This is a genomic window from Nitrosomonas sp. (assembly GCF_043753625.1).
Classification (GTDB): Bacteria; Pseudomonadota; Gammaproteobacteria; order Burkholderiales; family Nitrosomonadaceae; genus Nitrosomonas.
In genome coordinates this window covers 1-6,086 of the sequence record NZ_JAYUWI010000045.1, presented here as the reverse complement: position 1 = coordinate 6,086, position 6,086 = coordinate 1, and the positions used below count along the sequence as shown (strand labels likewise).

The 6,086-nt window shown below is 43.0% G+C and carries 6 protein-coding genes; 2 read left to right on the top strand and 4 right to left on the bottom strand.

Going from position 1 to position 6,086, the window contains the following annotated elements; genetic code table 11:
• The first annotated feature begins 194 nt into the window (after positions 1-194).
• Together ACH10T_RS04450 and ACH10T_RS04445 are read left to right on the top strand one after the other, a co-directional pair.
• Positions 195-347: a hypothetical protein gene (locus ACH10T_RS04450; RefSeq protein ID WP_292995427.1), complete on the top strand. Its 153-nt coding sequence runs from the start codon at positions 195-197 to the stop codon at positions 345-347.
• Between the two features lie 364 nt (positions 348-711).
• Positions 712-855: a hypothetical protein gene (locus ACH10T_RS04445; RefSeq protein ID WP_394808119.1), complete on the top strand. Its 144-nt coding sequence runs from the start codon at positions 712-714 to the stop codon at positions 853-855.
• A gap of 194 nt (positions 856-1,049) precedes the next feature.
• Here the strand turns inward: ACH10T_RS04445 and bamC are convergent, their stop codons facing one another.
• The 4 genes from bamC to ACH10T_RS04425 all read right to left on the bottom strand — a co-directional run.
• A complete protein-coding gene (bamC, locus tag ACH10T_RS04440; protein WP_394808118.1) occupies positions 1,050-2,204 on the bottom strand; it encodes an outer membrane protein assembly factor BamC in 1,155 nt (384 codons plus the stop codon).
• 1 nt (position 2,205) lies between these two features.
• On the bottom strand, positions 2,206-3,093 hold the full coding sequence (gene dapA, locus ACH10T_RS04435) for a 4-hydroxy-tetrahydrodipicolinate synthase (RefSeq protein ID WP_394808117.1): 888 nt from the start codon (positions 3,091-3,093) through the stop codon (positions 2,206-2,208).
• A gap of 112 nt (positions 3,094-3,205) precedes the next feature.
• Positions 3,206-5,833 carry an ATP-dependent chaperone ClpB gene (gene clpB, locus ACH10T_RS04430; protein ID WP_394808116.1) on the bottom strand — a complete coding sequence of 876 codons (2,628 nt, stop codon included), beginning with the start codon at positions 5,831-5,833 and terminating at the stop codon, positions 3,206-3,208.
• Positions 5,834-5,887: 54 nt separating this feature from the next.
• A partial coding sequence (locus tag ACH10T_RS04425; RefSeq protein ID WP_394808120.1) for a hypothetical protein occupies positions 5,888-6,086 on the bottom strand: 199 nt, incomplete at its 5' end.

Genomic DNA, 6,086 nt, shown 5'->3' with positions numbered 1-6,086 from the left:
TTAATATGATGTTTACAATGAGCTATCTATCATTTTAATGAATATTTTTCGCATGGTATCAGCGAATGAAGAAGCTCGGAATAAAGTCTTTTAAGTTTTGTGGTAGTTTAAATACTGGATACAAAATTGTATAATTGAATGACTGCAATTATGCTATTGCATTCAAACTAAATAGAAAGAATATGGGAGATTAAATGATTAAATTTTCACTCTTTGCCGCGGCATTTGCAGTATTAACGTTAACTGCTTGTGAAGGCAAAAAAAGTCTTGATGGCTATCCTATGGATAAACCACCTCCATCAGCTTATGCACCCAGGGATTCAGAACCTGCTGATAATACAAAATAGTTTTTTATAGGGCCATTAGCTTTTTTAAAAGAAGATTATTGGCTTGTCGATTGATAAAGTAATAAATTAGCTGGATTATTTATTACTTTAGTCAATCAAAAAAGATTTTTCATTTTATTGCGGCCACTGCGTATAATTCCAGTTTCTGAAATTATACGCAGTGTAGGTATGAAAAATGAATTTGTAGAAACTATGAAATTATATGGGATATGTAGAGTTTTTCTTATTCCATTAATGATTAAATAATCCAAAAAGCAGATATAAACTCGTTAAATTTCTAGCTAGAACTTGCTTGAATGATTAGTTTAATTCGTTATATACTGCTGAACTTACTTTTAAGAACTTGTTATAAGGAAAATAGATGATGAAATATACTATTCTGGCTTTACTCCTGCTGGCTTTAACATTATCTGCATGCGGTGGAAAACCTAGTCAAGCATTGCCTGAAACTGAAAAATCGAACTATGAAAAGGTTATACAAGGCGGAGAGCCAAACAGCAAAAAATAATTTCTTTTTGCCTGAGAGAAAAACCGCCCGAAGAGGCGGTTTTTTATTTGTAAGATTTGTTTTTTGGATATTTGCCCTTTTTCATCCATTCATTCTTTCTTTCTTTCTTTCTGAGAGTTTCCTTTGTTACTTTAGGATTTTTCCAAAATATAAAACTGACTTTTTAACGCGTTCATTGTCTGCACTCACACTTGTTATTTAAGCTGCTCATGTAAAAGCTTCAGAATGCGACTCGTAGTGGCGGAATTTACTGCTGTTTCGTCATCATTTAACAGAGTAACTTTGCTGATATTGGTTTCAGTACTATGAATTTGTATACGGTATTTTGCAGCTTTCTCATCATCCTTATTCCCGCTACGCCAGAACATAATTCCTGACAGAATGCCCTCGTCATCGCCTTTTTTCTTGCTGTCCTTATCGGGACTAAGATAGCGCACAAAATAAATACCCTCTACGCGATTGCGATCCTCAACAGTAAAGCCGATACGATCAAGTGCCAAGCCAACACGTCGCCATGATCTGTCGAATGCTTCATTAATGACGAGAGTGTTTCCTGTTTCCGGGTCGATGTAGGCGCGTTCTTGAGCAGTACTCTTGCCGGTAGTTAACTCCAACTTAGCCTTCTCTTCTTCTACACCAAAGCGCATCATCAAACGAGATAACATCTCAGCTTCTAGGTCAGGATCAGCTGGACGTGGCTGCCAGATTGTCCGGTTGAGACCGCCTCCTTCCAGTACTTCATTCATACCACGATGACTGATATATATTTCGGTACTGCCTACTTCATTCCGTTCCAAGCGGGTGCGGAATTTATCGCGTTCGGCAGTTGAATAAATACTATCCAGAAAAGTAGAGAGGAAAGTACGCACAAAGTCTTGTGGAATTTTGGCGCGATTTTCAGCCCAATCAGTTTCCATAATTCCTGCTTCTGGAACTTCTATCTTAATCAAGAAGCCCAGTTCCTGCCAGAATTCTTTTACTATCGGCCATACGGTCTCAGGAGATTGCGGGACAACCAACCAGCGTTGCGTTCCAGCGCGCTCAACATGCACATTCTGAATCGATGATGGTAAAAAGGAGGATGTGCCCGCAGCTGTTTGTTGTCCGCCACGCTCGTTACTATAGGTGGAAAATGTTGCACTACCCGATGAACTGAGTTCAGGGATTGAATAACGTTCATCAATAGCGGGTTTGATGAGATCGGGCGGTATGTCTAAAGCAGGTAACTTTCCTGCTGACTTATAATCGATGGTTTTAGTTTCTGGAAACAGATTGCAACCTGTATTTGTCAATGAAAGCGCCAATATCAGAGATGGTATGGTTATTTTTCGCCATTTCATTTTTGACATCTTATTCCTTCAAATCATGGATATTAGCTGATCGCATGGCTTCTCGAATGAGCTGATGATACTGAGCGGATAAGGGTGTAAGCGGCAGGCGGATTCCGGAGCCGATTAAACCCATTTGCGCAACAGCCCATTTCACAGGGATTGGATTTGCCTCTACAAATAGATCGATATGTAAACGCAGGAGCTTATTATTCAGCGCTCGCGCAGTATTTAGATTGCCAGAGAATGCAACGATACACATTTCATGCATCATTCTGGGGGCTACGTTCGCGGTGACTGAAATAACACCATGACTGCCTAGCAGCAACAACGCTAATGCACTGACATCATCTCCGCTATAGATGGAAAATCCAGGTGGTGCACGTAACAATAAGTCAGAACCTCGCCCAATATCTCCCGTCGCATCTTTAATGCCGACAATATTTGGTATCTGTGCCAAGCGGAGCGCGGTATTGTTATGGATATCTGCAACCGTTCTGCCGGGAACGTTATAGAGGATATGGGGAATTTCTACTGCTTCTGCGATCGCCTTAAAGTGCTGATATAACCCTTCTTGAGTAGGTTTATTGTAATAAGGAGCAACCGAGAGGCAGGCATCTACGCCCGAATCTTTTGCATAAATCGACAAATCGATGGCTTCACGTGTTGAATTCGCGCCAGTGCCTGCAATCACAGGTATGCGTCCAGCAACATGATCAACTGCAGTGCGCATCAACAAGCGGTGCTCATCAAAGTCTACAGTTGGTGATTCACCTGTCGTGCCAACTACCACAACGCCATCGGTACCCTGGTCTATATGGAAATCAAGAAGAGAACGGAAACGCTCTAAATCTAATTCACCCTCTTCATCCATCGGAGTGACGATAGCAACCAAGCTACCTTTAAACATATCAGTCTATCCAGTAAAAATAATACATTTTACCCGAATCTCATATTGTTTAAGCATATTCACCTGTATTCTGGCATATTTTATTCTTGCTGCTGACTTAGATGCTACGCTTTTAGTCTATCGATATATCTACATTTAATTTAAAGAAATTGATCTTGTCATCACTGTAATCAACTTTAATGGTATCTTTTGCAACAAATTTACCTTCCAGAATCTCTTTGGCCAACGGATTCTCAATTTGCGCTTGGATGGCGCGTTTTAAAGGACGAGCACCATACACTGGATCAAAACCAGCTTGAGAAAGTGCTGCGAGTGCTGCTTCGCTGACTTGAAGTTTCATTTCCAATTTGGCCAATCTTGTTTCCAGATAATGCAATTGTATTCTAGCTATCGATTTAATATGTTTTTCATCCAACGCATGGAATACCACAACTTCATCAATGCGATTAATAAATTCCGGCCGGAAATGGATTTTAACTTCGCCCATAACGGCTTGTTTAATCAATTGATATTCACTTCCGGACATTTCCTGAATCATTTGTGAACCCAGGTTGGATGTCATGACGATAACCGTATTCTTAAAATCAACGGTGCGTCCTTGACCATCAGTCATGCGACCGTCATCCAGAACTTGTAGCAATACATTAAATACATCCGGATGCGCTTTTTCTACTTCATCCAGCAGAATGACGGAATAGGGCTTTCTGCGTACAATCTCAGTTAAGTAACCGCCTTCTTCATAACCAACGTAACCCGGCGGTGCACCGATCAGGCGGGCTACCGAATGTTTCTCCATAAATTCGGACATATCGATGCGGATTAAATGGTCTTCGGAATCAAATAGAAAGCCGGCCAATGCTTTGCACAATTCAGTTTTTCCTACTCCGGTAGGTCCCAGGAACAGGAAAGATCCATAAGGGCGGTTCGGATCAGCCAGTCCGGCACGCGAACGGCGGATTGCATCCGATACTAAGCGCACGGCTTCATCCTGACCAACCACGCGATCATGTAGTTTCTGTTCCATCAGCAGCAGTTTTTCGCGCTCACCTTGCATCATTTTAGACACAGGGATGCCGGTAGCCCGCGATACTACTTCGGCGATTTCTTCTGCGCCGACTTGCGTGCGTAACAGCTTGGGCGCGACTGTGCCGCCCGGTTTAGCGCCTTCGGTTTGCTGTTTCTGATCGTTGAGCTGGGATTGCAATTGCGCTTCCAGTTGTGGAAGACGACCGTATTGCAATTCCGAGACTTTTTGCCAATCCCCTTTACGGGTAGCTGCCTCTATTTCCAGCCTGATTTTTTCCATTTCCTCTTTAATTTGTTGGGAGCCTTGAACATGGAATTTCTCAGTTTTCCAGATTTCGTCTAAGTCAGCGTATTCCCGTTCTTTTTGTTTTATTTCTTCCTCGAGTAATTGCAGGCGTTTTTGCGATGCTTCATCCTTTTCCCTTTTGATTGCTTCGCGCTCAATTTTGAGTTGTATCAAGCGCCGGTCCAGCTTATCTAGCGCTTCCGGCTTGGAATCAATTTCCATGCGAATGCGTGCTGCGGCTTCATCAATCAAGTCAATGGCCTTGTCAGGCAGAAAACGATCGGTAATGTAACGATTGGATAATTCAGCGGCAGCGACAATAGCGGGGTCTGTGATATCCACGCCATGATGCACCTCGTATTTTTCCTGCAAACCGCGGAGTATCGCGATAGTGGCTTCCACGGTGGGTTCTTCCACCAACACTTTCTGAAAGCGTCGTTCCAACGCAGCATCTTTTTCAATATGTTTGCGGTATTCATCCAATGTGGTTGCACCGACACAGTGCAATTCTCCGCGTGCCAATGCGGGTTTTAACATATTGCCTGCGTCCATTGCACCTTCTGCTTTGCCTGCTCCAACCATCGTATGCAGCTCATCAATAAATACAATGGTTTTACCTTCGTCTTGCGCAAGTTCTTTTAGCACCGACTTGAGGCGTTCTTCAAATTCGCCACGGTATTTTGCACCCGCCAGCAATGCAGCCATATCCAGCGAGAGAACTCGTTTGTCTTTCAGGCTTTCAGGTACTTCCCCATTGATAATGCGCTGGGCTAAGCCTTCAACAATTGCGGTTTTACCCACACCCGGTTCACCAATCAGCACGGGATTGTTTTTTGTGCGACGTTGTAGAACCTGTATCGCACGACGAATTTCATCGTCACGTCCGATGACCGGATCCAATTTACCCTGACGCGCACGTTCCGTAAGATCCAGTGTATATTTTTTTAAAGCTTCTCGACTACCTTCGGCTTCTGCACTACTGACTTGCTCACCACCTCGTATTGCATGAATGGCTTTTTCTAGTGCTGTGTAATTGGCACCATGTTGCTTAAGCAATGCAGCGATCTCACCTCTATCCTGCAAGATTGCCAAAAGAAACATTTCTGAGGCAATAAACTGATCGCTGCGTTTTTGCGCTTCTTTGTCTGCCAAATTAAGAAGGTTATTCAGCGTACGGGAAATAGCAACCTCTCCACCTGAATTTTCTATTTTTGGTAAACGATGAACGCTTTGCCTTACATTTTCCAGCAGTGGGGTGGTATTGACTCCGGAACGCTGAAGCAAGGAAAGTGTACTGCCATCTTCTTGTTGCAATAATGCTAGTAGCAGATGCTGTGGTTCAATGGTTGGATTATCCTGACCGACAGCAATACTCTGTGCATCAGCAAAGGCTTGCTGGAATTTAGTGGTTAGTTTGTCAAAACGCATGAAATGCTCCCATAGTAGGTTATTGTTGCCTACGTGGGGGAGAGGAATGAAATTTCAATAGCAGATTATTTTGCTGAGTGGATAATGCGTAAATTGTTTGTTGGTGGTATAGGTTTTAGTAGGGTACTGCCTGAAGCATTTGATCGTCTGCGTTGACTGCTGGAAGTCCGCATGGAGTGGCGCGGTCGCAAGGAATATATTCAAGTTTTGCGGTTGCTGGAGAATTTCAGTCAAGCGCAGGTTGAACAAGCGA